At 62.9% G+C, this 23791-nt stretch carries 18 protein-coding genes; 3 read left to right on the forward strand and 15 right to left on the reverse strand.

Translation table 11 applies throughout. The features are described from left to right. Positions 1 to 35: 35 nt before the first annotated feature. Positions 36 to 1541 carry a lysine--tRNA ligase gene (lysS, locus tag NYO99_RS17705; protein WP_268168573.1) on the forward strand — a complete coding sequence of 502 codons (1506 nt, stop codon included), beginning with the start codon at positions 36 to 38 and terminating at the stop codon, positions 1539 to 1541. Between the two features lie 63 nt (positions 1542 to 1604). On the opposite strand, the gene NYO99_RS17710 is transcribed toward lysS, so the two are convergent. The 10 genes from NYO99_RS17710 to NYO99_RS17755 form a co-directional block, all read right to left on the reverse strand. After that, complete coding sequence (locus NYO99_RS17710; protein ID WP_268168574.1) at positions 1605 to 2357, reverse strand: ATP-binding cassette domain-containing protein; 753 nt, start codon at positions 2355 to 2357, stop codon at positions 1605 to 1607. Beyond that, positions 2354 to 3493: a sugar ABC transporter permease gene (locus NYO99_RS17715; protein WP_268168576.1), complete on the reverse strand. Its 1140-nt coding sequence runs from the start codon at positions 3491 to 3493 to the stop codon at positions 2354 to 2356. The genes NYO99_RS17710 and NYO99_RS17715 overlap by 4 nt, the downstream gene beginning before the upstream one ends. Positions 3494 to 3501: 8 nt before the next feature. Beyond that, positions 3502 to 4536 carry a substrate-binding domain-containing protein gene (locus tag NYO99_RS17720; RefSeq protein ID WP_268168577.1) on the reverse strand — a complete coding sequence of 345 codons (1035 nt, stop codon included), beginning with the start codon at positions 4534 to 4536 and terminating at the stop codon, positions 3502 to 3504. Between the two features lie 115 nt (positions 4537 to 4651). Continuing rightward, positions 4652 to 5035 (reverse strand): DUF4148 domain-containing protein, encoded by a 384-nt coding sequence (locus tag NYO99_RS17725; protein ID WP_268168579.1) that lies wholly within the window; start codon positions 5033 to 5035, stop codon positions 4652 to 4654. Between the two features lie 189 nt (positions 5036 to 5224). Next, entirely contained in the window at positions 5225 to 6013 is a 789-nt protein-coding gene (locus NYO99_RS17730) for an enoyl-CoA hydratase (protein ID WP_268168580.1), read from the reverse strand. Continuing rightward, positions 6010 to 7107, reverse strand: coding sequence for a DUF3108 domain-containing protein (locus NYO99_RS17735; protein ID WP_268168581.1), 1098 nt, complete (start codon positions 7105 to 7107; stop codon positions 6010 to 6012). Before NYO99_RS17735 ends, NYO99_RS17730 begins: the two co-directional genes overlap by 4 nt. Further along, positions 7104 to 8822 carry a M61 family metallopeptidase gene (locus NYO99_RS17740; RefSeq protein ID WP_268168582.1) on the reverse strand — a complete coding sequence of 573 codons (1719 nt, stop codon included), beginning with the start codon at positions 8820 to 8822 and terminating at the stop codon, positions 7104 to 7106. The genes NYO99_RS17735 and NYO99_RS17740 overlap by 4 nt, the downstream gene beginning before the upstream one ends. Further along, a complete protein-coding gene (locus NYO99_RS17745; protein WP_268168583.1) occupies positions 8822 to 9253 on the reverse strand; it encodes a DUF3429 domain-containing protein in 432 nt (143 codons plus the stop codon). The genes NYO99_RS17740 and NYO99_RS17745 overlap by 1 nt, the downstream gene beginning before the upstream one ends. Positions 9254 to 9258: 5 nt before the next feature. Then, entirely contained in the window at positions 9259 to 9993 is a 735-nt protein-coding gene (locus NYO99_RS17750; protein WP_268168585.1) for a DsbC family protein, read from the reverse strand. Positions 9994 to 10017: 24 nt separating this feature from the next. Next, complete coding sequence (locus tag NYO99_RS17755) at positions 10018 to 11139, reverse strand: FAD-dependent monooxygenase (protein WP_268168587.1); 1122 nt, start codon at positions 11137 to 11139, stop codon at positions 10018 to 10020. 131 nt (positions 11140 to 11270) lie between these two features. On the opposite strand from NYO99_RS17755, the gene ychF reads away from it, so the two are divergent. Next, positions 11271 to 12362 (forward strand): redox-regulated ATPase YchF, encoded by a 1092-nt coding sequence (ychF, locus tag NYO99_RS17760; RefSeq protein WP_268168588.1) that lies wholly within the window; start codon positions 11271 to 11273, stop codon positions 12360 to 12362. A gap of 218 nt (positions 12363 to 12580) precedes the next feature. Beyond that, positions 12581 to 13765: a tyrosine-type recombinase/integrase gene (locus tag NYO99_RS17765; RefSeq protein WP_268168589.1), complete on the forward strand. Its 1185-nt coding sequence runs from the start codon at positions 12581 to 12583 to the stop codon at positions 13763 to 13765. A 7-nt stretch (positions 13766 to 13772) separates the two neighbouring features. Here NYO99_RS17765 and NYO99_RS17770 read toward each other — a convergent pair whose 3' ends face one another. From NYO99_RS17770 to NYO99_RS17790, 5 genes are read right to left on the reverse strand one after another with little or no spacing between them, the layout of a single operon-like run. After that, entirely contained in the window at positions 13773 to 14354 is a 582-nt protein-coding gene (locus tag NYO99_RS17770; protein ID WP_268168590.1) for a 4Fe-4S single cluster domain-containing protein, read from the reverse strand. Between the two features lie 3 nt (positions 14355 to 14357). After that, complete coding sequence (locus NYO99_RS17775) at positions 14358 to 16211, reverse strand: AAA family ATPase (RefSeq protein WP_268168591.1); 1854 nt, start codon at positions 16209 to 16211, stop codon at positions 14358 to 14360. After that, complete coding sequence (locus tag NYO99_RS17780) at positions 16212 to 17345, reverse strand: hypothetical protein (protein ID WP_268168592.1); 1134 nt, start codon at positions 17343 to 17345, stop codon at positions 16212 to 16214. Next, on the reverse strand, positions 17342 to 19774 hold the full coding sequence (locus NYO99_RS17785; RefSeq protein ID WP_268168594.1) for a PIN domain-containing protein: 2433 nt from the start codon (positions 19772 to 19774) through the stop codon (positions 17342 to 17344). Before NYO99_RS17785 ends, NYO99_RS17780 begins: the two co-directional genes overlap by 4 nt. Then, entirely contained in the window at positions 19771 to 23715 is a 3945-nt protein-coding gene (locus tag NYO99_RS17790; protein ID WP_268168595.1) for a DEAD/DEAH box helicase, read from the reverse strand. Before NYO99_RS17790 ends, NYO99_RS17785 begins: the two co-directional genes overlap by 4 nt. Positions 23716 to 23791 lie beyond the last annotated feature (76 nt).

Consider the following 23791-nt stretch of genomic DNA (forward strand, 5'->3'; position numbering starts at 1 on the left):
GATTCTAGAATCCCGGGTTCGACTGAAGGCCCGCAATGACCACGACCCCTCCCACCCCCGCCGCCGACGACAACCAACTGATCGCCGAGCGCCGCGCCAAACTGGCCGCGCTGCGGGCGGCGACGGCCGTGCCCTTCCCCAACGACTTCAAGCCCCAGCACCGCGCCGAGCCGCTGCAGGCCCAGTACGGCCAGGTGCCCAACGAGGAGCTGGAGCCGCAAGGCGTGAAGGTCAGCGTGGCCGGCCGCATGATGCTCAAGCGCATGATGGGCAAGGCCAGCTTCTGCACGCTGCAGGACGCCACCGGCCGCATCCAGCTGCGCGTGACCATCGACAACGTCGGCGCCGAGGTCTACGACGCGTTCAAGCACTGGGACCTGGGCGACATCCTGGGCGCCGAAGGCACGCTGATGCGTACCAAGACCGGCGAGCTGTCGGTGGCCGTCACGACGCTGCGCCTGCTGACCAAGAGCCTGCGCCCGCTGCCAGACAAGTTCCACGGCATGACCGACCAGGAACAAAAGTACCGCCAGCGCTATGTCGACCTGATCACCGACGAGGACGCCCGCAAGCGCTTCGTCGCGCGCAGCCAGGGCGTGTCGGCCATCCGCAGCTTCATGGTGGACCACGGCTTCCTGGAAGTCGAAACACCCATGCTCCACCCCATCCCGGGTGGCGCGAACGCCAAGCCCTTCATCACCCACCACAACGCGCTGGACCAGGAGATGTTCCTGCGCATTGCACCGGAGCTGTACCTGAAGCGGCTGGTGGTGGGCGGCTTCGAGCGCGTGTTCGAGATCAACCGCAACTTCCGCAACGAAGGCATCTCGGTCCGGCACAACCCCGAGTTCACGATGATGGAGTTCTATGCGGCCTACTGGACGCATCACGACATCATGGACTTCACCGAAGCCGTGCTGCGCCATGCCGCGATCGCGGCCACCGGCAGCGCCGCGCTGACCTACGCCGGCAAGCCGGTCGCGCTGGACAAGCCCTTCGCCCGCCTGTCGGTGCGCGACTCGCTGATCCAGTTCGCCGGCCTGAGCGGTGAAGAGGCCGACAACGCCGACGTGCTGCGCGCAAAGATCATCGCCGCCGGTGAGCAGGCGCCCGCCCGCTGGAGCCTGGCCGAGCTGCAGTTCGGCCTGTTCGAGGCCGTTGTTGAAGAGAAGCTGTGGGAGCCCACGTTCATCATCGACTACCCCGTCGAGGTGTCGCCGCTGGCCCGCGCGTCCGACGCTGATCCCAAGATCACCGAGCGCTTCGAGCTCTTCATCACCGGCCGCGAGTACGCCAACGGCTTCTCCGAGCTGAACGACGCCGAAGACCAGGCCGCGCGCTTCCAGGCCCAGGTGGCCAACAAGGACGACGGCGACGAAGAGGCGATGTACTTTGATGCCGACTTCATCCGCGCGCTGGAGTACGGCATGCCCCCAACCGGCGGCTGCGGCATCGGCATCGACCGGCTGATGATGCTGATCACCGACAGCCCGTCGATCCGCGACGTCATCCTGTTCCCGGCGCTGCGTCGGGAGTCGTGATCTCGCGGGCCCTGCGCCGCGAATCCTGAGTTCGCCGGGCGAGCCGGCGAGCTCTGCTGACGATCAGCCGGGCAGGCAGGCGGCTGCGGGCTTGCCCGCAATGATCATCGCCAGCACCTCGTCCTCGGTCACTGCGGCCGTCTGCGTCATCCCGACCAGGCGGCCGTTTTTCATGACCATCAGCCGGTTCGACAGCGCGAACACGTCCGGCATGTCGTGCGTGACGAGCAGGATGCCCACCCCCTCGGCCGCGAGGCGGCGGATGAGGTCGTGCACCATCGCCGTCTCGCTGGGCCCCAGCGCCGCGCAGGGCTCGTCCATGATGAGCACGCGGGCCTTGAACTGCAGCGCCCGCGCAATCGCGACGACCTGACGCTGGCCACCGGACAGCGACTGCACCGGGTCGGCGATGTTCTTGAAGTTGGGGTTCAACCGGGCGAACAGCGGCACGGCGGCGGCGCGCATGGCGGCGTCGTCCAGCAGGCCGAAGCGGGTGCGCAACTCGCGCCCGAGGAACAGGTTGGCGACCGAGTCGAGGTTGTCGGCCAGGGCCAGCTTCTGGTGAATGGTCTCGATGCCCGCCGCACGGGAATCGGCGGGGCTGGCGAACTTCACCGGGCTGCCGTTCAGCAGCAGTTCGCCGCCGTCAAACGGCAGCGCGCCGGCCAGCATCTGCATCAGCGTGGACTTGCCCGCGCCGTTGTGGCCCAGCACCGCCAGCACCTCACCGGGCGCCAGGCTCAGCGAGACACCATCGACCGCGTGCACGCCGCCAAACGATTTGCGCGCACCGCGCACTTCCAGCAACGCATTCATTTCTGCACCACGCGATCAAACACCACGGCGGCCACCAGCACCTGGCCCAGCACCACCATGCGCCAGCCAATGGACACATCGGTCAGCAGCAGGCCGCTGTCGATGCTCTGGATGATGAGCGCGCCCAGCACGGTGCCGGCCACGCTGCCGCTGCCGCCCGCGAGCGACACACCGCCGATAACGGCCGCGGCGATGACGGTGAGCTCCATGCCCGTGCCCATCGAGTTGGTACCGGCATTCAAGCGGGCCATGGCCACGACTGCCGCCAGCGCGACGAGCGCAGCCAGCAGCAGGTTCAGCTGGATCATCACGCGCCGGACCGGGATGCCGGCGAGCCGCGCGGCGTCGGGGTTGCCGCCGATGGCGTAGACGTAGCGGCCGAAGCGCGTTTGCTTCGCGATGAAGGCGAGCACGATGACGACGGCCACCCAGATGACGAGCGGCAGTGGCAAGCCCTGGCCCTGCTCCTGACCCTCGATCCTGTAGGCGTTGAACACCGCGACGACGACGATTACGGCCAGCGTGCCGAGCACGCCGGGGATGAGACCAGCCCTGCCGTCGGGCGTGCCGCCGGCACGCACCAGCGCCCGGCGCTGCACGAGCTGCCAGGCCCAGATCAGCGCGATGAGCGCTGCCCCGAGCAACCAGCTGCCGCGCTCACCGAGCGACCCGTCCAGCCCGCCGCCCAGCGCCAGCAGCCAGGGCTCGGTGACCGGCTGCGTCTTGCCGTCGGCGATCAGGAAGGCCGCGCCGCGCAGCGACACCAGCCCGCCCAGCGTGACGACGAAGGACGGGATGCCGATGACCGCCGACAGCCAGCCCTGGAACAGGCCGATCAACAGCGCGAAGGCCAGCCCCGCCAGCAGCGAGGCGCCGACCGACCAGCCCTGCGTGTACTGCAGCCAGGCCATCAGCACGCCGACGGCGCCCAGCAGCGAGCCCACGGCGAGGTCGATCTGGCGCGCCACGATGACCAGCGCCATGCCGCTGGCGACGATGCCGACCACCGCTGTCTGCTGCGCGATGTTGTAGAGGTTCTCTGCCGTCAGAAAGCTGCCGGTGAGCGCATGAAAGCCGATGGCGATCGCCACCAGCACGGCCGCCATGACGGCGAGCCGCTGGGTCTGGGCGTTCATCGCAGTCCTTATTTGCAGGCGGCCGGCGCCTTGGCGGCGTCCACACCCTTGCAGACCACGGCCTTGGGCGCCCAGCCGGCGGCAATCACGTCGCCCAGGTTGGCCTGCGTGATGGCCACGGGCGCGAGGAACTTGGCCTGCAGGCTGACCTTGCGCTCGCCGCCGGCCCAGGTGGCTGCGCCCGGCACCTTCTGGCCGCTGGCCAGTTGCACGGCAGCAGCGGCCGCTTCCTTGCCGAGCGTGCGCGAGTCCTTCCAGACGGTCACGGTCTGCGTGCCCAGGGCCACGCGGTTCAGCGCGGCATGGTCGGCGTCCTGGCCGCTGACGGGCACGCCCTTGATGCCCTTGCCGGCCAGCGCGGCGATGGCGCCGCCGGCAGTGCCGTCATTGCTGGCGACCACCGCGTCCACCCCACCCTTGAGCTTGGTGAGGATCTGCTCCATGTTCTTCTGCGCCACCTCGGGCTTCCAGCCGTCGGTGTATTCCTCGGCGACGATCTTGACGTCGCCCTTCTTCACCGCCTCGGCCAGCGCATCTTGCTGGCCGGCGCGCAGGAAGTCGGCATTGGGGTCGCTGGGCGAGCCCTTGATCATCACGTAGCGGCCCTGCGGCTTGACGGCCAGCACCGCCTTGGCCTGCAGGCGGCCGACCTCGCGGTTGTCGAAGGTCAGGTAGAAGACTTCGGGCGCTTCGATGAGGCGGTCGTAGGCGACGACCGGCACCTTGCGCGCCTTGGCCTTGTTCAGCGCGGGCTGGATGGCGTCCTTGTCCATGGCAAGGATGATGAGCACCTTGGCGCCCTTGGCCAGCAGGGACTCGACGTCACCGATCTGCTTCTCGGGCGAGCCGCCGGCATCGGCGCTCACGTAGCTGGCACCCAGGCGCGCCAGCTCGGCCCTGATGGCGGCCTCGTCGGTCTTCCAGCGCTCTTCCTGGAAGTTGGACCAGCTCACGCCCACCACGGGGCCGGCAGCCAACGCTGTCATCGAGGCCAGGGAACCCATCACCAGCGTTGCCGCTGCCCACATCTGCTGTCTGCGCATCTTGTCTCCATCGCCCGTGATTGAAGGTCTAGGCCGGGCGGCGGATTCTAGGAACGCAGGACGCAAAAAAGCGACCCTCGCGGGTCGCCTTTCGACAGCTTGAAACCGCTTTGTTTCAGCGGCCGGCCAGCACGGGCGTGCGGCGGACGTTGGGCTGCGGGAAATCCCCCAGCTCGCGGGCCGCGTTCTCGCCATGGTCGACGGCCAGCGCGGCGGCGGACTTCTCGCTGCGCACCTCGGTCGGCTTGACGGTCAGCACAGCCTGGCGCGGCAGCGCGCCCGTGGCAACGGGCGTCACCTTGGCAGGGCTCGCGCCGTCGACACCAGCTTCGCCGCGGATGCGATCCAGCTCGCCGCTGCTGCGGGCGGCCACCAGCTCGGCAATGACTTGCTCACGGGTCAGCGGCTTGGCCTCTGCCGCCTGGGCGGAGGCGCTGCCGGCAGCGATCAGCAGGGCGGCGGCAAGGGTCGCATTCACGGTGGCGAACAGGGTGTTCATGGCGGGCTCCTTCGGGACTTGGCAGGCGCGGCCTGCCTCGGGTCAGTCAGACAACGCGACCGCGCTGTCCATGCCCTGCACTGTAGGGAGCCAATCTCAGTAGAAACACCAGGGCCGCCGGAACTGACTATTCACACAACGCAAACAGTTGAGCAAAACCCATCGCCGTTATGCCCTATTTTCCATACATCAACGGTGCTGGAACTGCGGCGCCCGCTTGGCGAGAAAGGCTTCCATGCCCTCACGCTGGTCGTGGCTGCCGAACAGCGCGTGGAAGTAGCGCCGCTCCACGGCCACGCCGTCGCGCAGCGGGGTCTGGTAGGCCAGGTTGACGAGCTCCTTGACCAGCGCCACCGACGGCGCGCTGAAGCCGTTGATGGTCTCGGCCGCCGCCAGCGCCTCGTCGATCAGCGTGGCCGCGGGCACCACGCGCGACACCAGCCCGGCGCGCTCGGCCTCGGCAGCATCCATCATGCGGGCGGTCAGCAGCATGTCCATGGCTTTGCTTTTGCCAATGGAGCGCGGCAGGCGCTGCGTGCCGCCGGCGCCGGGTACCACGCCCAGCTTGATCTCCGGCTGGCCGAACTTTGCCGTGTCTGCCGCGATGATGAAGTCGCACATCATGGCCAGCTCGCAGCCGCCACCCAGCGCAAAACCTGCCACCGCCGCGATGACAGGCTTGCGCACCTGCAGGATGGTTTCCCAGTTCTTGGACAGCAGCCCGCTCTTGAACGCGCTGGCGAAGGTGTGCGGCAGCATGGTCGGGATGTCCGCACCGGCCGCGAACGCCCGCTCGGAGCCCGTCAGCACGATGCAGCCGATGCCGTCATCGGCATCGAAGGCCAGCAGCGCCTCGCCCAGCTCGTCCATCAGCGGGTCGTTCAGCGCATTCAGGGCCTTGGGGCGGTTCAGCGTGATCAGCGCGGTCTTGCGCGGGCCGTCGCCATGCACGGCGGTCAGGATGCATTCGTAGGTCATGGGCTCAGCCTCCGGGGGATGTCGTTGGGTGATTCTGGCGCCGCCTGCAGGGGCGCGCTCTTGAGCGTGAGGTCGATGACCGTCTCGGCGCTCTGGCGGATGAGCAGGCGCACCGGCAGGTATTGCAGCGCCGGCGCCACCCACAGCTCGGCCGCCAGGTCGCCGCCGACCATCGGCTGCGTGGGCCGCAGGTGCCAGCTGGCGAGCGGCCCCATCGGCGTGTCCACCATGGTCTCGCCCACCACCTCGTACTGCCAGGCGTACTGCCGGCGCGGCAGCACCAGCGGGAACTCGACCCGGCGCCCCGCCTGCAGCGCCTCGCGGCCGGTCAGGAACAGCCAGGTCAGCTGCACGAACTGGCTGGCCGAGTCTTGCGCGCCGCGCGCCAGCGGCTGGCGCACGCCGTGGGCCAGCTGCACCTCCGCGCCGAGGAAGAAGACCGTGGCGCGCGAGCCGTCCAGCAGGACGCGCTTCTCCTCCTCGTCATAGCGCTGCGGCGCGATGCCGTCCGGCGTGAGCTGCCCCTGGCTGCTGATGCGCCGCGTGAAGAAGGGCGCGAAGCTCGGGCCGGCGCTGACGTCCAGATGCACCTGATACGCCGCCCCCTGGCGCAGCCATTCCACGTGCGCCTGGCCGTGGATGGGGCCACCGCGGAAGCTGCCGGTCATCGCGTAGCTCAACCGCGTGGACAGCGGCCACTCGGGGCCGGGCTCGTCGCTGGCCGGGCCGGAGGCGGCCACGGCAGCCGGCATGACAGGGCCGGCGGGCGCGGAGGCCGCGTCAGCCGCGCTGGCCACCACAGGCGCCGACGCGGCGGGTGCAGGCGGCGGGGGCAGGTCTTGCGCGGGCACATCGGCCGCGGGCGACCGGGGCGCCGGCACGCGCACGGGCACCGGCGGCGCAGTGGCCACACGCCGCGCCGGCGGTGGCAGCTGCAGCTGCATTTCCTGCACGAACTCGACCTGCAGGCGACGCGGCATGGGCGGACCGTCGTGGCGCCAGCCGTCCTGAATGCGCTGCACCTCCTGGCCCAGCAGCAGGTGCAGGGCCAGCACGGCCAGCACCAGCACGGCCGGCGGCCGCGGCGTCTTCACGCCGCCGAGGCGCCCAGCCAGCGCTGGCGGCCGGCATGCTCGCCGTCAGCCAGCGCCAGCGCTGCGGCCGCCGGGCCGGGCGGCGGCAGCGCGACGCTCAGCTCGACAAGGCGCTGGTCGCGGCTCACGAGCAGGCGCAGCGTCGCGTCCTGCGGCGGCAGCAGCGCGGCGGCGTCGTCCAGCCGGCGCAGCCGCCAGCCGTTGCAGCCCAGCAGCTCGTCCCGGGCGTTGACGCCTCCGGCCTCGGCCGCACCACCGGCCAGCACGTGGCTGACCTGGATGCCGGTCAGTGCCCCCTCGCGCACCCACAGGCCCAAGCGCTGGGCCACCGTCTGCCGGCCTTCATCGCGCCAGGCCACACCGTGGCTGCTGAGCAGCTCGCGCAGCGGCAAGTCGTCGGTGCCGTGCACCCAGGCCTGCAGTTGCCCGGCCAGCGCGTCGCCGCCCAGCGCGGCCACGGCCGCCAGGATGTCCGCCTCGCTGACCGGCCCGCCGCCATGCACGCGCCACAGCTGGCGCATCAGCAGGTCGAGGCTGGCGTTGCGCTCACGCAGGCTCAGGTCCAGGCACAGCGCCACCAGCGCGCCTTGCGCGTAGTAGTTGCTCGTCGTGTTGGGGCTGTTCTCGTCGGGCCGGTAGTACTTGGTCCAGGCCTCGAAGCTGGCGCTGCTGAGCGGCTGCACCCGGCGCCCCGGCGCCGCCAGCACACCGTTGACGGACGCCGCCAGCAGCTTCAGGTAGCGGCTTTCGTCCACCAGGCCGGCGCGGCGCAGGAACAGCTCGTCGTAATAGCTCGTGAAGCCCTCGAAGAACCACAGCAGCTCGGTGTAGTTTTCACGCTGGTAGTCGAAGCGGACGAACTCCGCGGGCCGCAGCCGCTTGACGTTCCAGGCGTGAAAGTACTCATGGCTGAACAAGCCCAGCAGCCGCGCGTAGGGCTCGCTGGGCGAGGCGCCTTCCTGCGCGGTGGGCAGTTCGCGGCGGGCGCAGATCAGCGCCGTGCTGTCGCGGTGCTCCAGGCCGCCGTGGCCGTCGTCCACCGCCCACAGCAGGAAGCTGTAGCGCGGGAACGGCGCCTCGCCCCAGAAGGCGATCTGGGCCTCGCAGATGCGCTGCACGTCGGCCAACAGGCGCTGGCCATCGAAGCTGGGCCAGGAACCCGCCACGACGATGCGGTGCGGCACACCCGCCGCCGTGAAATCGCCCTGCCAATGCGCGCCGATCTCGAACGGGTGGTCCAGCAGCTCGTCGTAGTCCGCCGCCTCGAAGCTGTCGGCGTCGGCCCGCATCTCCGTGGCCACACGCCAGCCCTCGGGCACGCCCGCCAGCGCGAGGCGGTGCACCTGAGCCTCGCGCCCATGCGCGCGCAGGCACAGGCTGCTGGGGTTGAAGAACGCGCGCTCGCTGTCCAGCCAGGCGGTGCGCACCGACGCGTCGAAGGCGTAGACGTCGTAGCTCAGCACCAGTGGCGCGGCGCCGTCGCAGCACACGCGCCAGCTGGCCTTGTCCCGCTGCTCGACAGCCCGGGGCTGCCCGCCCTGGTGGGCCGTCAGGCCGCTCAGGTGCTTGGCGAACTCGCGCACCAGGTAGCTGCCCGGAATCCACACCGGCAGGCTGAACACTTGCTCCGCCGCGGGCGCTGGCAGGGTCAGGGTGACGCGGTAGCGGTGGGCTGCCAGGTCGGCCAGCTCGACGACGTAGCCCGGCCCGGCCATCAGCTGCCCGCCGCGGCCAGGAAGCAGCTCAACGAGGCCACCAGCGTCAGCCGGAAGCGCAAGGTGAGCCAGTCGGCCACGCCCAGCAGCGGGTACATCCGGCGGTCCATCAGGTAGCAGGCGATCAGCACCGCACCATGCAGCGCGAGGCCGCCGTACGGCAGCATGAGCACGCCCACCCAGCCCAGCAGCGAAGCCGCGATGCCCCAGATCAGCGACGGCCGCACCGGCAAGCCGCGCGCGAAGGACAGGCCCCACTGGATGCCGCCCAGGAAGGAGATGATCAGCGCCGCATAGGCCGACAGCGCCAGGCTGACGAAGGCATGGGCCTCCGGGTGCACGACCAGCCAGATCAGCAGGCAACCCAGCACGAAGGGCAACAGCCCGGCATAGGCCAGGCGATGGGCCAGTTGGCGGTTCTCGGCAGTCATGGCGTTCAGGACTTGCTGGCCGGCGCGGCCAGCAGTTGCAGGCGGCGCTCCAACTCGACGGCGCCCACGGCGCCGGGGATGCGGTTGCCGTCTTCCAGCAGGATGGCGGGCGTTCCGCTCACGTGGATCTTGCGCGACAGGGCCAGGTTGCGGTCGATGGCCGTGCTGTCGCAGTTGGCGGCGGCCTTGGGCGGCGCCTCGCTGCGCAGCATCCAACCCTGCCAAGCGCCGATGCGATCCTTGGCGCACCAGATGGCGCGCGACTTCTCGGGCGAGTCGCCGCCCAGGATGGGCAGCAGGAAGGTGTAGACCGTGACGTCCTTGAGCTCTTGCAGCGAAGCCTCGAAGCGCTTGCAGTAGCCGCAGTTCGGATCGGCGAAGACGGCGATGCGGCGCTTGCCGTTGCCGCTCTTCCAGACCACGGCGTCCTTGAACGGCAGCGTCCCGAAATCCACGCGGTTGATCTGGTTGACGCGCTCCTCGGTGAGGTTCTTCTTCGCCTTCAGGTCGATCAGCTCACCCTCGATGAGGAAGGCGCCGGTCGGGTCCATGTAGCGGATCTCGTTGCCGATGCGGATCTCCCACAGCCCCGGCATCGGCGAGGGCTTCACCTCGTCGATCTTGGGGGCGTTGGGCATGCGTTCGGCAATGGACTTGCGGATGACGGCCTCGTTGGCCAGAGCAGGCAAACACGCGGCGGCCAGCAAGCCGGTCAGGAGGCGGGCGAGTGGGAACTGCACGATGGGATGAAAAGAGCGTTTGGCTTAGAGCCCGAGCGCGCGATGGGTCAACCAGCGCTTGACGGGAGTGAGTTGATTGAGCGCGTCCAGGCCGCGATTGCGCAGGCCGTGAGCCGCGGGCGATCCGTGCGCGAACAGGCGCTGCAGCGCATCTGTCAGCTCGCCCATCGCCAGCGTGGGCGCGAGACGCTCCCGCGCATAACGGCGCAGCAGGCGTTCATCGCCCAGCGGCCGCCAGGCTTCGCGCCCGGCCAGCACCCGCGACAGCGCCGCCACGTCGGCGAGCCCGAGGTTCAAGCCCTGGCCCGCCAGCGGATGCACGATGTGGGCGGCATCGCCCAACAACACCCAGCCAGCGCCGCTGACCACATCGGCACGGGCCAGCGCCAGCGGCCACGTCGCACGCTCGCTGCCCAACGTCAGCAGGCCGGCAGCGCCGCCGGTTGCACGATTCAGCTCGTCCTCGAAGTCGGCGGCAGGCATGCGCTTCAACGCGTCTGCCCGGGCATGCTCGCAAGACCAGACCAGCCCATAGGACGCCCCGGCCGTCGGCTGCTCGAAAGGCAACAGTGCCAGCACCTCGCCGCCCGCGCCGAACCATTGCCGGGCAACGCCCTGGTGACCACGGTCGGCACTGAGGCGCGCCGCCAGCGCATGGTGGCCATAGGCCTTGGGCTCGAATTGCACGCCGAGGGCAGCGCGCGCGGCCGACTCGCGCCCCTCGCACAAAGCCGTCAATGCAGCCGGCGTGTCGTCAGCGACGGCACGCACATGGGGAGAGAAACGCAAGGCTGTCGCGAGTTGCGCATCGAGGGCTGCCGCGTCCACGATGACGGCCAGTTCGCGCAAGCCCTGCTGCCACGCAGAGAAACTCAGCCGCCCGCCTGGACGCCCTGCGCTCGCGTCGCCGCAGACCACCATGTCGTACACGGGGCAGATGGCTGATGCCGGCAGGCCATCCCACACCTTCAATTCGGCCAGCAACTCCACGGACGCAGCGTTGAGCGCATAGGTGCGCACATCGCCTGCGCGCTCCGGCAGGGCAGAACCAGCCAAGCCCACCGTCAATCCCTGGGCGGCCAACGCGAGCGCAAGGCTGCTGCCCACGGCACCCCGCCCCTTGATCAACACATCCACACTTTGCATGCGCCGATTGTAGGCAGCGGGGTATGACCGAATGAGCGGCCTGCAGCATGGCCCGCATGCCCGACTAAAATCACACCCTTCGGCGCCTGCTCAGCTCGGGCGGCCAGCACTCCCCACCAGAAAGCCCCGCCATGAGCCTCAAATGCGGCATCGTGGGCCTGCCCAACGTCGGCAAGTCCACGCTCTTCAACGCCCTGACCAAAGCCGGCATCGCCGCCGAGAACTACCCGTTCTGCACGATCGAGCCCAACGTCGGCATCGTCGAGCTGCCCGACCCTCGCCTCGCAGCGCTGGCGGACATCGTCAAGCCGGAGCGCGTGCTGCCGGCGGTGGTCGAGTTCGTCGACATCGCAGGCCTCGTCGCTGGCGCCAGCAAAGGCGAAGGCCTTGGCAATCAGTTCCTCTCGCACATCCGCGAGACCGACGCGATCGTCAACGTCGTCCGCTGCTTTGAAGACCCGAACGTGATTCACGTCAACGGCAAGGTCGATCCGATCTCCGACATTGAGGTCATCCAGACCGAACTCTGCCTGGCGGACCTCGGCACCGTTGAGAAGAGCCTGCATCGCTACAACAAGGTTGCCCGCGCTGGCGACAAGGATGCCATCGCGTTGGTGAAGGTGCTGGAGAAGTGCCAGGCCGCGCTGGACCAAGCCAAGCCGGTACGCACCATCGACTTCAGCAAGGAAGAGCTCGCCATCCTCAAGCCGCTGTGCCTGATCACGGCCAAGCCGGCCATGTTTGTGGGCAACGTGTCGGAAGACGGCTTCGAGAACAACCCCTTCCTCGACCGCCTGAACGAATATGCAGCGGCCCAGAACGGCCCGGTCGTCGCGATCTGCGCCAAGACCGAAGCCGAACTTGCGGAGATGGACGACGAAGACCGCGCAATGTTCCTGGCCGAGATGGGTCAGGACGAGCCCGGCCTGAACCGGCTGATTCGCGCCGCCTTCAAACTGCTGGGCCTACAGACCTACTTCACCGCTGGCGTGAAGGAAGTGCGCGCCTGGACCATCCGCATCGGCGACACGGGGCCGCAGGCCGCTGGCGTCATCCACACGGACTTCGAACGCGGCTATATCCGCGCCCAGACCATCGCCTACGACGATTTCATCCAGTACCGCGGCGAGCAGGGCGCCAAGGACGCCGGCAAGATGCGCGCGGAAGGCAAGGAATACGTTGTCAAGGATGGCGACGTGCTGCACTTCCTGTTCAATGTCTGATTCAAGCAAGCCATTTCAGGCGATTGCACATGCTTGCAAGTGCATCACTGGAATCGACTCAAAGCCCCGTAGATACGGGGCCTTCTCATTTCAGCTCGTTGCATGCAACGACATCTGATGGCGCTGCGCAAGTGAATACGGGAGTGTATATGGATCTTGCGCCAGGTTGATGAAGGTGTATACGATGAAGCCCTGAGGACGAACAGGAGACCTTCACGATGCTGACAGACGCCCAGTGCCGAGCCGCCAAGCCTAGAGAAGGCATCTACCGCCTCAATGACTACAAGGGGCTGTACCTAGAAATCAAACCCAACGGCATCAAGGCTTGGCGCTATCGCTTCAAGCTCAATGACAAGGCCTCGTGGTTCGCACTTGGCGACTACCCCAGCGTGACGCTCGGCGAGGCCAGAGAGAAGTGCGAGGCGGCGCGGAAGCTGGTCAGGGAGGGCATCAATCCCGTCCAGAATCGCCAGATCGAACGCATCAAGCGCGAACAAGACTCAGCGAACACGTTCGAGGCCGTCGCCAAGGAGTGGCTGGGCCTGAAGGACTGGGAGGACGTGACCAAAAAGCGACGGCTCGACATGCTGGAGCGCGTGGTCTTCCCGTCGATCGGCAAGCTGCCGGTACGTCAGATCACTCCGGTCCATGTCCTCGACATTCTCAACAAGACGGTCAAGCGGGGTGCACCAACGGTGGCAGCTGAAGCCAAGCGCACGATGTCTGGCGTGTTCGAGCATGCGGTCGCCACTCTGCGGGCTGACACTGACCCCGTTTGGCCGGTTCGCAAAGCGCTGCCGCCCAACAAGACGCAACACAAGCGCGCCCTCAGCGCGGAGGAAGTCGGCCAGCTACTAAACGACTTTGATGGACATGGTGGCAACTTCCAGACCATCAAGGCCTTCCAGCTCATGTGGCTGACGCTCAGTCGCCCGAATGAGTCCGTCCAAGCTGAGTGGGCAGAGTTCGACCTGGAAAAGGCGCTGTGGACCATTCCGGCACGTCGGATGAAGGCACGGCGGGAGCACGTCGTTCCGCTACCAAGTCAGGCGGTCGAACTTCTCAAAGCCATGCATCCGATCACGGGACACACGAAGTTCGTTTTCCCGAACCGCGATGACCGCCAACGCCCCATGGCCGACGCAGCTCTGCGGCAGGCGCTCAAGAAGCTCGGTTGGGCAACCAAGTACAGCCCACATGGCACTCGCACCACGGGCAGCACACGGCTCAATGAAATGGGCTATCGGCCGGATGCCATCGAGGCCCAGCTTGCACATGCTGAGCCGAATAGCGTTCGACGCACATACAACCATGCCTCCTATTTGGATGAGCGCAGGTCCATGATGCAGGATTGGGCGCACAAACTAGACCAATGGAAGTCGATCCACTCCAAAGGCCAATAGCTAAACATCACCTTATCAAAAATGGCCAGCCGTTGAAGACCAATCGTCCATCATCGCGAATGCGCAACTCCAGCTGTCTTTCCAGAACATCTACGCCTTCAATCGAAGAGTTGTACCGGTCAGTCAGGTAGTGAAATCGCTGGTTTGTTGAGCCGACCCAGTTTCTTGAGCGGTCTGGGTTCGAGGCTTCGTAGGGACCATCGACAAGCACATCGGTCCACGCCAACAAGCCACGAGTGCCCGGGAGTGACAAATCTTTCAGCTCCTGAAGCGTGTAGCCGCTGAACGTCATGACCGACAACCCCGCACGAGATACCGCCTCGGCAACTACAGCAAGTCCCTGCGCCTGAAGAAATGGTTCGCCACCAAGAAACGTGACCCCCTCCAGACCCCACTCCTCGTGTGCCGCCAGCAAGCGTTCAATCATGGTCTCCGAACTCAGAATGTCACGTTCCACGATCTTCAGGTAGCCTGGATTGCAACACCCGACACAACGCTTGTCGCAGCCTTGGACCCAGAGTGCCGCACGTCTTCCGGGCCCCTCAACTTCCGTGCAAGGTATCCATGACGCCAGATTCAACCAAGACACAGGTCACTCCAGCTCGAAGTCGAAGTTCGGTTTAGACCCAGCTTGTACAACCCTAATGGTTCGACCTTGGGATCTGTCTGGCGAGCCGACCTGACCAAATAGGAACTGAGCTAGTGGGTCGAACAAGTAAATTGTCAGCGCGTTGAGAACACCGCGCCCTCCGCTGCTTCGATCGACCATGCCAACGATCGACTGCAGCGCCTTGGTCTCGTCAACGAATTGCAGCGCAGAGACTCCCCATTTTTCGCTGAGGCGGTGTCGTAGTGGCTCGAGCTTCGATCGAGCAATGTCGACGAGAAACTTGTCATCCGCCATAAAGTTGAAGGGGATGATGTTCCCCTCGCCGATACGGCCAAGCAATTCCGGCCGCTTCAGTTCATTCACAAAGTGCGCACGGACTTTCTCGACAAAGGCTGATCGCGCGTCCGGGTTGCTCGGTTCGATTTGTGCCGCCCCAATGTTCGACGTGAACACGATAACGGTGTCGGAAAACAGAACGGTATCGCCTTTACCGTCAGTCAGTCTTCCGTCCTCCAGGATCTGAAGAAACTTATCAAGAATCCTCGGGTGCGCCTTTTCGATCTCGTCGAACAAAAGTAAGGAGAATGGGCGCTTCTTCACTGCATTGGTGAGCTGCCCCCCTTCTTCATAGCCAACGTAGCCTGGAGGCGCTCCGACCAAGCGCTGATCAGCATGCTCGTGATTGAACTCCGACATATCGAATCGGAGACAGGCCTCATCATCACCGAACAGAAACTGCGCGAGGGCCTTGGCCAGCTCCGTCTTGCCCACGCCAGTAGGACCGACAAAGAACAATACGCCTTTCGGTGTTCTTTGCTTGCTGGAATGCTGCAGCCCCGACAATCCGGTGTATGCCCGAACTAGGATCTGATTAACTGCATCGATTGCTTGATCTTGGCCTTTGACTCGGACTTTCAGTGTCTCGACAGCCTTGCCAAGTTTGTCCCGGTTTAATTGCTCCCACGGGCTATGGCGTTCACCGTAGCGATACATGCTGACTAACGACTCAGCGCTCATCTTCGGCAACTGGCGCGAAAGCTTCGCAAGATTGTGAATGTCGCGAAGTGTGAGCCCCTCTAGGGAGTCGACAATATCTGCGAGGACTCGGCTCTTAGGAAGCACTGGCGGCTCAACACTGAGTACAGAAGAAAGCTGAAGCACGGCAGCCTCCCGCACGACACGAGATGGCAGGGGGACATTGATTTCTTTGAACAGCGGGTTATTCAGATAGAGCGATGGCGGCAAGACAGAGAGCCCCTGACACAGGAAGACCATCAGTGTTTGCGGCCTATCTACATCGGCTGGACTGAGCGTAATTTGCGCATCCCTGGTCGCCTTGCCCATCATCAGCAACCATCCTCTTTCGGCTTCGCTCAAGGCATTGGCTTGTCCAAACAAGAGGTGTGACCAGTCCAAAACGAACGCAACGCGATCTGGACCAGGCTGCTTCATCAGCCGCGAAACCACCGACAGAAAGTCCTGCGGGGTTACCTCAAGTGAACCCGTGTCCTGAACTTGGCGACTGGGGGCTAGCGGTTCGCCCATATCGTAGTCTTCTCCTGCCGCAGGAGGCGCAGTGGCAACGGAAGCTGCCGCCAGCTCTCGCCAGGTTCTCGAGTCGACGCCGGAAACTCCTGCAACACGATCCCAGCGGATCACGTGACGATATCCACGCTGCTTGAGAATAGTGTCCACTGCGTCGGGCACGCTCTGCCAACGATCAAGCGAGCTTGGATCAGCCACCACATCGACAACATTGCCGTGCAGGATGATCCCTCTCCGAATGCCGCATTCCCGGAGGAAAGCGTCTTGCCAAGATGTTTGTCCAGATGCCATTTACTTCTCCCTTGTCATGCCAGGCTGTGGCTTGGCATCGCTGTCCTTGTCATCCGGGTTCTTCCAAATCGTGCGTTCGGTGGAAAGCTGTATTCCATAGATTGATTGCAGTCGCGGCAGGACCGTATCAATGTCTTTTTTGCACGCAGACCCGCGATAGTGATCAAACTTGTAATTCAGCTTTCCACTGAGCTCAACCTTGAACTCTGCTTGAGCACCAGCGGGACGTTTTCCGCGAATCACTACTTCGTTGGAGCTACCTTCGCGAACGAGTCGAGGCTTTTCCGTGACAAACCCGGCGTCCTCCAGTGCGCGGTAGACAGCCTGCACAACCTCCCGCCTGCAACTCTCATCAACCACGACAGCATCGAGGTCGCGGGTAACTTCAACCAATCGCTTAGAAACATATTCGGGCGACATCGCGCTGGTTGAATCGAGCAACGATCCCAATGCTTGAGCGCGCTCTGCTGCTCCTCCGCCGACGGATGCGATCTGCTCACGACAAAATTGCAATGCATCCGCTGACGCACTTTCCTCTGCGGCTTTGGACTCCTTCTCTCTGATCTGCCGAGAGCGCTGCTCGTACTCGGACTTGATCGTCCCAATCGCCGTTCGCAGCTCAGCGATCGACGTTCGGCTATTCGCCCCCATCAGGCGTGTCCGCACTTCGGACAGCGCTTTGAAAGCCAATTGTCTGGCCAATGGGTCGGCCCAACTCGTCAACTCGTCTTGCCACGCGGTTTCCAACTCGTCCCGCACTTTAGCCTCTTGTTCGACTCTACGGCGAGCCTCTTCTCTGGCGGCTTCTTCGGCTTGGCGTTGTGCTTCGACGTATGCCTGTCTCATTCCGCGTGCATGTCGTGGCAGTGCATGCACCAGTCGCCCCAACTCAATACTGCGGTCACGCGCAGCGGCAGGATCGCTCTCGACAAGGCGAGTCAGGCTTGCCAGCTCCTTCTCCAGCTCAGAGAACTCTGCTTGAACATATTCGTTGAGCCCCTGGCTTTGCACATCCTCAAGAATGCCGCGATATCGAGCGAGGTAAGTGCGAGTCGTTTCTCGAACACGCTGGTTAAAAAGATCCTGACGCCGTTGGCGTTCGATCTGATAGCGTGCCTCGTCATGTCTGCTCATTTACGTTTTCCTCCTGCGTCTCGACGTCCTGTCTGATTTGGACTTCCACCCCTGTACTCTTCCGGCAGCATGGCAGTGATGTTCTCTGCACGCGCCTTGTTTCTGAAGTTTCTGTCGCCGGTCACCACGATGACGTCACTCAGCCGGAGATAGAGCGCCACCGACAAGATTCGATTGTCTGCTGATGGCTCCCAGTCTGGCGGCAAAAGATCCAGCACCTCAGACTCGTAGCGAATGGCTTGCCCGGCACGCTCCAAAGAACGAATTGCGGCCCGAGCCTTCTGGGCTCTTTCCTCTTCGGAAGATTCCTTGATTCCGTCCAGTTCTTCAAGCACGCGTCGGGCAACAACAGGAATGTCGTTTCGACGCATGGTAGTGAGCAGATCGGGGGCCAACATCAAGGCATTGGTATCAAGCACGATTAGTCTTTGGCCAGGCGTTGTCGGGTACGCAAGTTTCTGCACTGCCAGTTCGCGCCATGAACCGACCAACTCATCAAATTGATGAATCGGCAAAAGTGTGTCGCCCGTGAGTGAGCTCCGCATATTAAGAACGTTCTTGCAAGCCTCCTGCCACTTTGAGACGCTGACCAGAGCAGAAGTCTTCACGCCTTGAAGGCTAAGGCTTCCCTTGGAGGCATCCTGAAGGGATTTCAGGCCAACATCGCGCAGCACCGCTTGATGAGCGGACCTAATCGCCGTCAGTGGTTGTGAATATGAATGGGGGCCATGAAGGGCCAAACTGGAATCGGCCAGGACTTGGGCGACCCAGGTCCGCAGAAGCGCATCGCCAATCACGGCATCAGGCAGGGGTAGTGATGGCCCGACAGCTCTGCGGAGCGATTCCAGCGACTCGGTATCAGAAATCGGACGGCAGTGCTTCAAAAGAGCAGATTTGATCTCATCCGACTGATTTGGCATCAGCCGATCGACTTCTGCGAGATAGCCCAAGACCTCGGCGAGATCAATATCATCTGTCAAGCGCTCGATCGCCGACATCAGGCGGTCCGCCAAGGCACTAAGCCAGCCAGCTCGCCAATCATCTCCAGCGTCGGGTGAAAAGCGCTCCAGCGCGGTAATGAAGTCAGCGGCGTCTGTGAGCAACTCGCCGATAGGCAATGCCTCGACTCGCGATCGCCAGCGCAGAATGGTTTCCTGTGGCGCTTCCCACAGCGAAGCGATCGCATAGACGTCAGCAGGCTGTGCCGAACTTAAGGCGGCACTCAACTCGGTCTGCACAGTATCCCAAACACGCGCGCTGGAACCTTTCTCGGCGGTCAGCGTGAGCACTGCACGACGCTCCTGGCCCGCCCAAAAGACTCGCGACGATCCAGTCATTCGCACCTCTGGTGCGTGATCGTCTTTGCGAAGCACCAATCCGTCGAATCCTGTCGGCAGATCCGATGGCGGAGCCATTTCAAGCCAGATCGTTCCCTTTTGAGATGGCAGCCGACGAAGGCCGTGATCTACACCTTTGAACAGGGCCGTCAGTCGCTGGAATACATGACCATCTTTCTTCAGCAGAACGATGTCTTCGCCACTGTGATTTCCCAACTGCTCCTCATCAACCAGCACGCGCAGCGCTACTCTCGAAGTGGTCACCTTGTTACGATCCACTGGAGAGTCTGCGCCCTGCGGAGCAATCGCAACAGCACTGCGGATGCTTGCTTCACTGAGCGCTGGCCAGTCGGGAGCGGCCTCACTGGCGAGGATTGGCTCTAGAACGTGCTCCCAGATCACTTCGGGATTTGCCGCTGCTAGCCATCGCTGAAAGTCAGGCGCCCCCTTCGCGCTGACAGCAAGCACGCCTGACTCATCACACTCCAGCGTGACTTGATGCTGCTCCCAAGCAACTCCGACAACTTGGGGTTGAACGGAGTGAATCTCAGTATTCGGCGTTCTCCAAGCATGCCGCTCTTTTTCGACTGACTCCCGAACCAACGCGGAACAATCGGAAGGCTCAAGCACTGCACCTGCGATGAACGGACGGCTAGGTGATCTTGATAGCCGATTTTCACTTCGATGAGGCTTGATCGAATTGGAAAGCGGAAAATACAAGTGCGATACGGTCGTTTGCTGAGACCGGCTAGGCAAACGATCTCGCTCGAGAAATGTCACGCCATCGGCAGTAAGCGCAAGCTCTGCGAGCCGAAGATCCATATAGTCTTGCGATGTTGGGCCGCTCAAGACGCCCATGTAGATCAGATTTTCAACGCTTGGCCCGACCAGTTCATTGGCCGAAGCCACACCTAGTTGATTCTCAAAAATCTGAGACAGCGTCATGTCAGAGAGCCCCGGGGTCGCCCGATAGCTACCGCATAGCTTCATTACCGTCCGCTCAAATACTGTCGGCGTGCGCACGGTCTGGTACGTCACCTCCGACTCCACTTCGTAAAGCGGCATGCCGACAGAGAAAGAACCCAACTTCATCGCTGATTACCTCGATTGCCGTTGCTGGGTCGCGGCGTGAACTTGCGCTGACCAGGGTTATCGTTTCGCATGAGTCGGCTCGCTGGAATCAGACGGGCGTCTCTATCCAGCTGATCGAGAATGTCCTTATAGACCGTGCGTGTCGTTGAGCCCTCTCGATCCATATGCGGTAGCGTTACCTCATATGACTCGTACATACTTCTTGCACCAAAAACAATCAGTAGCTCCTGCGCTCGAGAGAAGGCTACGTTGATGAACTCGTATCGTGCGACATTCGCACGGCTAGACCTGCGCCTTGCCATTCCCTGACTTCTGGTATCGATTCCGTCATTGCGAACCAGACTAACCAGGATGATTGGCTTCTCCTTGCCCTGATACCGTATTACGGTGTTGACCTCTACATCCAGGCATTCGAATCGCCCGGAAGGTTTGACCGCACGGATCGCCTCGCGGATTAACCTACATTGACGCGCGTAGAAGGAAACAACGCCGACTTGACGCCGCTTTTGAGGTGAATATCCAAGAAGGGCGCTCTGCTTGTCGAGTTGAAGCAGTGTGTGGGCAATCAACTGTGCTTCGAGGCGGTTGCTGCGCGCAGGTTTACCGGCTGCGTCCATGTCCTCTTTGTGGATCTGCCCTTCCAGATTGCGAGATGTATCCACCCACAGGACGTGGTCACCCTCGTGAGCGACTTTCTCTTTTTCTTCACGAGGAATTTCTGACGACGGCAAACTGATGTTTTTGGGAATTCGATTGCCCTCGCCGTCAAGCGCGGGCTTGATGATGGTCTTCCCATCCGCGTCGACCAGCACCAGTCCATGATTTCGATCGAAATTTGGGAACGCTAGCCCGCAGGTCAGGCGGCGCTCATAGAAATGGTTCACCATCGTCATGATCTGCGGATGCATACGGAACTGAACCTCGAGGCGTGCGCGGATCGCATCGTCGGCCGCTTCAAAGTGCGACTTGAACAAGGATGCCGTAACCATCTTTTCAAATCGGAGGAGGTTCAGCCGCGTCAAGGCCGTTCGACTCTCTTGCTCGTCTTGCTCCGCTTCGTCAACAACATCGCTGAATGTCTGGGCATCTGCCCCCTCCTGAAACAGTGGCGGAAGCTGACGGTGGTCACCCACCAAGATCGAGCGCCGCGCCCGCATTAGGGGCAGCAGCATCTCCAGAGGAGTCGCCTTGCTGACTTCATCGATGATCGCAACGTCAAAACTTACCTGGCCAGAGTCTTCGAGCGTTTGTTCACGTTCATTGCATGTGATGGCGACGACGTTGCACTGCGGCACATAGACTTCTTTGAAGTGCTCCCAGTCAGACTGGGCTGATGCAGGCCTGCGAAGATCATTCACCCAGTCTTGGAGCAGTTGCCCCCAGACATACTGCTCATCCTTCTGATTTTGTATTTGTTCCTCCAGCGTGCGGGCCTCGCCCTGGCGAACCAAGATTTCTTGACTGAGCATGGCAGCGACATCGACCTGTTTGTCGTTCGCGGAGCTTTCTGCTGCCTGCGCAAGAAAAAGCTCTGATGCACGGGCAAGGGAACTTGTCAGAGACTGATTTACCCTCGGCTCTGTCCTGATGTGCTGCTCGAGCTCCTGTTCACGCTGCCGCCACTCAGATTCATCGATTTCCGGAACCTCACAGAGATCAATGAGCCTGTGCACCTCTGCAATCAGTCGTTCCAAAGCCTGATCAATGGCCGCATTGCTGGTACGCAATGCGGCCAAACGATCGGCAAGCTCTGCGCCGACCTGTTCTGCGTTGTCTATGGCGGCACACCAGCGATCAGCGTCCACGAAGAGATCGCTGTACAGATCTGCACTCAGCCCACCGGCAGAACTGTTTCGAAGTTGCTTGATCTCCTGTCGCTTGGCTCTCCAGGCCGAGACCAAGCTATCGTCATCGTCAACCCGCTCAGCCAGGGCCTTTTCTTCTGCCTCCAGTTCCGCAATGCGAATAGCCACATCAGGACTTTGTAGAGATCGGGGCCCCGCCGCATACAAGCGAGCCACATCTCTCTCCAGTTCCGGTTCACGTGTCCTCAACTTGCGCCAACACCTCACCAGTCCTGCAAGCATTTGAGGACGTTGTTGTGGCACGGCGTCCCAATCGGCCTTCGAGACCGGGAGCTTTGTTCGCGCTGCCGTCAACCCGAAGAGGCTGAAAGCTAGCTCTGATGACAGTGGTTCAGGCAGCGGGCACCCATCTGCAACATCCTCTTCGCCTGTCACCAAGAATTCCCTTAGGGTCGAAAGGCGGTTCCGCTTTCGTTTCGCGTCCTCGTGCTTCTGTGCCTGCTCCTGCAGCCTTTGCCAGGCCAAGTCTCTCTCAAGCTTTGCCCGGACACGACCTTGCTCATATAGATCAACACCTCTTTGTGCTTCGACAATGTCGCGGCGCACATATTCGGCTCTGTTCAGCCAGGACTGAAGCTGGCTCATCCGATCGGCAGTTTCACGCCAAGGCTTCAAGAATCGGTCGCTCGCATGCTCCGCCAGGGATGAGTAATACCGGGACAAAGCCGCTTGCTGGACAAAGGACTTTCCATCACCAGAGACTTTATCCAGGTCGCGTGCTAAACGAATGACCCGCAAATCAGGATGCTTGCCGAGCCGTTCTAGAGCGTTGTCAACGGCCGTGTGGGCTTGACTGGCCAGCAGTACGCGCTCACCGCGACGGGCCAATTGCATGATGGCTTCTGCGATCACGGTTGTCTTCCCTGTACCCGGCGGCCCTTGAATCAGGCACAGGTCAGGCGCGGTCAAGATCTTCTCGACTGCATCTTTCTGGAACGGGTTCAGATCATCTCGGAACCAGTGCGTGATCGATTCTTTGGCTGAAGGCTTCTTAGCTTGTCGGGCATCAAACAGGTAGGAGGAGAGGTAAGGGGCATAGCCTCCCTGATCTTGCAAGCGCTTGATCGCCATTTCATGGCGGCGAATCAAAGCAAGATCACCCGCAGCCGATACGGACAAGAACCCTTGCTCGGGGATTCTGGAAAGGATCATCTGGCGAATGTTTGCCAAGTCTTCCGCAACTGTTAGCTGATTCTGGTCGTCTTCAGAGAGAGCAACCACGACTTCAGCGAGGTGTGGCTCATTCCATTCGCAGTCCTTGATCTTGTCCTTGTGTGGAGCGATCTTCGCCATCGCCTCAGGTTGGCCGAGCTCAAAACCTCTCGGAGCACGCTTTGCCCCTTCCCGATCGCTGATTCGAAAGGTCCAGGGATCGACAGACACATTAAGGTCAAATGCCATCACGTCTTGACGTGAGAGCGACCGATGAACTTCACGCAGGGACTGCTCGCTCTCGCCAATCACTCTGAAGACGATCCTGTCCTCTTGCCACTCGCGCTGAATGAACCTCAACCCACGGGTTTTCTCCGACACGAGCTTGCGCTTCCACTTCAGGAATTCGGTCCAATCGACCAGTTTCTCCCGGGTGGTGATTGAAATGGGAGGTAGCTCGAATGCCAACTCGCGGGTCAAGGCATTGTTGTTGCGTTGGATTCGTGGCAGCTGCGGGTTGTCCTGATACACCACCACCGAAAGGCTGCGCTCGTAGCTGTGCCCAGGCGCATCAGCGACTTCAAACAAGTCCTGAACCATGAACACAGGGCTGGGAACGCGAGTCGGCCAGAAGCCCCTTACCGCCAACGAACATCCCCTGGGAAACGGCCAGGGCTGCTCCGGGTTGATGACCGGGCGAAGAGCAAGGCTCAAGTTATCGTCAGGGCGGTTCTCGATACTGAGGTTTGCCGCGTAGTACTCCATCGGCAGGCCATGTGGGAAAAGCAAATTCAACATCCCCTCGATGCGATCGCCCCCAGTGAGGAAGTCCCGGAGCTGAGGATGTCGGCGAGCCAGTTCTCCTACCGTGCGCGAAACGCGTTCGCGATTTCTGTCGTCAACCCATATGTACAGATTGGCCATAACAAACAAAGTCCTCCCAGACCCAACGGCTCAGCTCCCACAAGGTGTGGGGTGGCTTCCGCGCTTTTTCTATAGG

The organism is Roseateles hydrophilus (assembly GCF_026712245.1).
In the GTDB taxonomy this organism is placed as follows: domain Bacteria; phylum Pseudomonadota; class Gammaproteobacteria; order Burkholderiales; family Burkholderiaceae_C; genus Pelomonas; species Pelomonas hydrophilus.